Raw genomic sequence first — 3,716 nt, forward strand, 5'->3', positions numbered from 1 at the left:
AAAGAAATGATGAATAGAGCTCTTGGTGCGATGACAATCAACATTGGTAAAAGCGGTGTCTACGATAATCTTATCGAAGAAATCAAACGCCAGCTCAAGGCTAATGAGATTGTTAAACTTAAATTTGCAAAAAATATCGCTAGAAATAAAGATGATTACATAGATGAAATTGTCTCTAAGACTAAAGCACAGCTTATAGACGTTAGAGGCCATGTTGCTGTAATCTATAAGAAAAAGCCTTAAACATTTTAAATTTAGAGTTACAGGCCCAATTTTTTAGGTCTTAAATTTACAGTGGATTAAGCTACAATTATTTAATTAAAAATATTGGAGAATTAATATGACTACTGTATTTGATGTACCTGCAGATTTATTAATTAAAAAAGTCGCAGAAGAATTTAAAAACAACGAAAAAATCAATTCCCCTGCATGGTCCAATTTTGTAAAAACTGGTGTTCACAAAGAAAGAAAACCAGAAAGTGCAGATTGGTGGTTTATTAGAACTGCTTCTATCATCAGAAGAGTTTACATGGATGGTCCTGTAGGAGTTATGAGTTTAAGAACTTTCTACGGTGGTAAAAAAGACCGTGGCGTACGTCCTGAAAAATTCATGAAAGGTAGCGGATCCATTATCAGAACCGCACTTCATCAGTTAGAAGACGCAGGATATGTGGAAAAAGTTGAAGGTGGAAGAGTTGTCTCCCCAGCAGGAAGATCATTCTTAGATAAAATTTCTGCTGAAATCATTAAAGATATTCCTGAACTTGAAAAATACTAATTATAATTCGGAGAGTTTGATATGAGCGATTTAGATGAAATTCGTCGTAAAAGAATGGCTGAATTACAAGCTCAACAGGCTGCTATGCAAAACCAGCAAGCACAACAGCAACAGCTTGCACAGATGCAACAGCAAGAAGCCCAAAGACAACAGTTCGAAGCTCAGAAAAAACAGATTTTAGGTCAGATCATGACCCCTGAAGCTCGTACAAGATTGGGCAATCTCAAGTTAACCAAACCTGAACTTGTCGAACAGATTGAACTCCAACTGATTCAGTCAGCTCAGGCAGGCAGTTTAAGAGGTAAGGTTACTGACGACCAATTAAAAGTTCTTTTAAGACAGATTTCTGGTCAGAAAAGAGAAATTAAAATCACAAGGAAATAATATCGATGAAAGCCGGTGTCTTATATAGTGGAGGAAAAGATTCATCCTTTATGGCGGTCATGCTTAAAAGGCTGGGTCTTGATGTGGAACTGTGCACAGCCAACTTTGGCGTCTATGATTCATACATTCCTGCCAGCAAATCAGCCGAGGCCTTAGGATTTTCCCATAGGGTTTTGGATTTGGACACAGAACTTTTGGAAAAGACCTGTGACATGATAATGAAGGACGGATTTCCAAACGACGGAATCAAGTTCATTCATGAAAATGTTGTTGAACATGTTGCAGAAGAATATGGTATTATTGCAGACGGAACAAGAAGGGATGACAGAACTCCCAAATTAAACATCAATCAAATCAAAAGCCTTGAGGACAGAAAGGATGTTCAATACATCAATCTGGACAGTTTCGGCCACAAGTCCGTAAAGCTGATTACAACAAACCTGTTTGAAATCTCACACGAAAAGTCAAACAAGGACAACAGCTCAGATTATGAGGTTGAAATAAGGACACTGATTGACGAAAGGGGAGGAAATTCACTTGATATATTCCCGGAACATTATCAAACTCGTGTTATTGGATATAAAAAATAATTATTATTACAGGGTGAAAAAATGAGTAGAAATAAACCATTAGCTAAAAAATTAAGAATGGCAAAAGCAAACAAACAAAATAGGAGAATTCCAATCTGGGCTTATGCTAAAACTAACCGTAAACTCAGATACAGACCAAAACCTAGACACTGGAGAAGAAACAGTCTTAAATTATAAGAGGGGTTAAAATGGAAAGAGTTTACACAATTCCACTTAGAAATGTAAAAAATGTCAAAAGGACTATCAGAGCTCCTAGAGCTATCAGAGAAGTACAAAACTTCTTGACTAAACACATGAAAGCTGAAGAAGTAAAAATTGATGAATCTATCAATCATGCAATTTGGGAAAGAGGTATTCAAAAAATACCTTCTAAAATCACTGTAAAAGCAGTTAAAGATGATGATGGTGTAGTAAAAGCTACTTTAGCAGAATAGCTATAGTACCTTAAGCCATATATTTGATTAATGTGAGGTAACAATATGTTGAAAAGAGTTGATATTGTAGGAAATCCGAATTTAGGAGTCTTTATTCTTGCAACAGACGACATAGCTATTGTTCCTTATAATCTTTTAGATGAAAAAGTCGAAATTATTAAGGAAACTTTAGAAGTCGAAGTTGTCAGGTCTTCTATTTCAGGCAGTAATCTTATAGGATCTTTAGCTGTAGCTAATTCAAATGGTATCGTTGTTTCCCCACATGTTTTAGATAGAGAAGTTAAACAGTTTGAAGACTTAGGTTTAAATGTCGCTTCAATTCCAGGAAACTACACTGCTGTCGGTAATATTATCGCAGCAAATGACACTGGAGCAATTGCGAGCCCATTTTTAACCGAAGATGCACTTAACATTATTGAAAATACCTTGGATGTAAATGTAGAGGCACGTTCCATTGCCGGAACTGACATCATAGGTTCCCTTATTAAGGTCACCAACAAAGGATTTTTGATAACAAAAAATGCCACTTCCAGCGAAGTTAACTTAGCTCATAAAGTATTTGGTGTTGAAGGAGATATTGGTACTGTCGGTAAAGGTATTTCTTTGGTCGGAGCTTGTTCCATTGCAAATTCAAATGGTGCAATCGTAGCTAAAGATAGTACTGGTCCTGAAATGGCTAGAGTTGAAGAAGCATTAGGCTTTTTGGATGATAATTTTTAATTAATATATCATGAGGGATTTTATATGATAACAAAAATTTACAGAGTTAAAGGTACTTTTGTAATGGGTGATAGCAACCATGAATTCACTAAAGAATACAAAGCTACTTGCGAAGCTGACATAGAAGAAAAAGTCTATGAACGTTTCGGAAGTAAACATGGTATTAACAGGAATCAGATTTCCATCGTTTCAATCGATGAAATTACTCCTGAAGAAGTGTTAGACCCAATTGTAAAAGAAATTTTATAGACACGCAGGTGTTACTATGGAAGATCAGCAAAGATTAAACAGTCTTCTTAATGAAATCAATACATACAGACAACAAGCGGAACTGATTCAACAGCAAATCGAAATGATTCAGGCTTCCATTTCTGAAGTCGATGCGCTGTTCAATACCCTTGAAGATATTGAAGGCAAAGAATCTGTTGAAGCATTTGTTCCTGTAGGTGCTGGTTCTTTCATTAAAGGAGAACTTAAAAGTACTGATGAAATTATTGTAAGTATCGGTTCAGGCATTGCCATTAAAAAAGATGCTGACGGCGCTCGTGAAATTCTCACAGGCCAAAAAGAGGATTTAAAAGATAGTTTAGACAAAATGCTAGCTAACTTGCAGCAATGCAGTGACATTGTTGGATCTCTTCAGGCACAGGCTGAGCAGATTGCAGCTGCAGCACAGGGCAACATGACCCAAACCATGAGATAAGATATTTTACAATTTTTTCTTTTTTTCTTATTTTTTTTTCATTGAATTTTTTAAAACGTTAATATAATCGCTTTTTTTTGACTTTCTTTTTATATATTATGAAAAAT

9 protein-coding genes are annotated in these 3,716 nt (G+C 35.7%); all 9 read left to right on the forward strand.

Features of this window, described 5'->3' with window-relative positions:
- Positions 1-243: YhbY family RNA-binding protein (locus tag ACKI2P_RS09135; protein ID WP_407377052.1), on the forward strand; the 243-nt coding region annotated here is incomplete at its 5' end.
- Positions 244-340: 97 nt separating this feature from the next.
- Positions 341-778, forward strand: coding sequence for a 30S ribosomal protein S19e (locus ACKI2P_RS09140; protein ID WP_407377054.1), 438 nt, complete (start codon positions 341-343; stop codon positions 776-778).
- A 21-nt stretch (positions 779-799) separates the two neighbouring features.
- Positions 800-1,162 carry a DNA-binding protein gene (locus ACKI2P_RS09145; RefSeq protein ID WP_407377055.1) on the forward strand — a complete coding sequence of 121 codons (363 nt, stop codon included), beginning with the start codon at positions 800-802 and terminating at the stop codon, positions 1,160-1,162.
- A 5-nt stretch (positions 1,163-1,167) separates the two neighbouring features.
- Positions 1,168-1,752 (forward strand): hypothetical protein, encoded by a 585-nt coding sequence (locus ACKI2P_RS09150; RefSeq protein WP_407377057.1) that lies wholly within the window; start codon positions 1,168-1,170, stop codon positions 1,750-1,752.
- 21 nt (positions 1,753-1,773) lie between these two features.
- Positions 1,774-1,929 (forward strand): 50S ribosomal protein L39e, encoded by a 156-nt coding sequence (locus ACKI2P_RS09155; RefSeq protein WP_004032463.1) that lies wholly within the window; start codon positions 1,774-1,776, stop codon positions 1,927-1,929.
- Positions 1,930-1,940: 11 nt separating this feature from the next.
- On the forward strand, positions 1,941-2,186 hold the full coding sequence (locus ACKI2P_RS09160) for a 50S ribosomal protein L31e (protein WP_407377059.1): 246 nt from the start codon (positions 1,941-1,943) through the stop codon (positions 2,184-2,186).
- Positions 2,187-2,231: 45 nt separating this feature from the next.
- A complete protein-coding gene (locus tag ACKI2P_RS09165) occupies positions 2,232-2,906 on the forward strand; it encodes a translation initiation factor IF-6 (RefSeq protein ID WP_407377061.1) in 675 nt (224 codons plus the stop codon).
- 24 nt (positions 2,907-2,930) lie between these two features.
- Entirely contained in the window at positions 2,931-3,155 is a 225-nt protein-coding gene (gene rpl18a, locus ACKI2P_RS09170) for a 50S ribosomal protein L18Ae (RefSeq protein ID WP_407377063.1), read from the forward strand.
- Between the two features lie 16 nt (positions 3,156-3,171).
- On the forward strand, positions 3,172-3,609 hold the full coding sequence (gene pfdA, locus ACKI2P_RS09175; protein WP_407377065.1) for a prefoldin subunit alpha: 438 nt from the start codon (positions 3,172-3,174) through the stop codon (positions 3,607-3,609).
- The last annotated feature ends 107 nt before the right edge of the window (positions 3,610-3,716 follow it).

This window comes from Methanobrevibacter sp. (assembly GCF_045541095.1).
Lineage (GTDB): Archaea > Methanobacteriota > Methanobacteria > Methanobacteriales > Methanobacteriaceae > Methanocatella.

Excerpts from the sequence above, each read along its gene's own strand:
- ACKI2P_RS09140 (WP_407377054.1), top strand. The coding sequence starts at position 341 with ATGACTACTGTATTTGATGTACCTGCAGATTTATTAATTAAAAAAGTC.
- ACKI2P_RS09145 (WP_407377055.1), top strand. The coding sequence starts at position 800 with ATGAGCGATTTAGATGAAATTCGTCGTAAAAGAATGGCTGAATTACAA.
- ACKI2P_RS09150 (WP_407377057.1), top strand. The coding sequence starts at position 1,168 with ATGAAAGCCGGTGTCTTATATAGTGGAGGAAAAGATTCATCCTTTATG.
- ACKI2P_RS09155 (WP_004032463.1), top strand. The coding sequence starts at position 1,774 with ATGAGTAGAAATAAACCATTAGCTAAAAAATTAAGAATGGCAAAAGCA.
- ACKI2P_RS09160 (WP_407377059.1), top strand. The coding sequence starts at position 1,941 with ATGGAAAGAGTTTACACAATTCCACTTAGAAATGTAAAAAATGTCAAA.
- ACKI2P_RS09165 (WP_407377061.1), top strand. The coding sequence starts at position 2,232 with ATGTTGAAAAGAGTTGATATTGTAGGAAATCCGAATTTAGGAGTCTTT.
- rpl18a (WP_407377063.1), top strand. The coding sequence starts at position 2,931 with ATGATAACAAAAATTTACAGAGTTAAAGGTACTTTTGTAATGGGTGAT.
- pfdA (WP_407377065.1), top strand. The coding sequence starts at position 3,172 with ATGGAAGATCAGCAAAGATTAAACAGTCTTCTTAATGAAATCAATACA.